Below are 311 nucleotides of genomic sequence, written 5' to 3'. Positions count from 1 at the left end.
ACTTTGCAGTGCTCACACAGATTGTCTGATAGAAAGTGAAAAGCAAGGCGTCTTGCGAAGCAGACTGATACGTCACCTTCGTCTAGAGGCCTAGGACACCGCCCTTTCACGGCGGTAACAGGGGTTCGAATCCCCTAGGGGACGCCACTTGCTGGTTTGTGAGTGAAAGTCACCTGCCTTAATATCTCAAAACTCATCTTCGGGTGATGTTTGAGATATTTGCTCTTTAAAAATCTGGATCAAGCTGAAAATTGAAACACTGAACAATGAAAGTTGTTCGTGAGTCTCTCAAATTTTCGCAACTCTGAAGT

At 45.0% G+C, this 311-nt stretch carries 1 tRNA gene; it reads left to right on the top strand.

Annotated features, from left to right (window positions below):
* Nucleotides 1–71 precede the first annotated feature (71 nt).
* Nucleotides 72–147, top strand: a tRNA-Glu gene (locus ACUU1I_RS21420).
* The last annotated feature ends 164 nt before the right edge of the window (nt 148–311 follow it).

This window comes from Shigella sp. SIG3, assembly GCF_053555855.1.
This window is presented reverse-complemented; position numbering and strand designations above follow the sequence as displayed.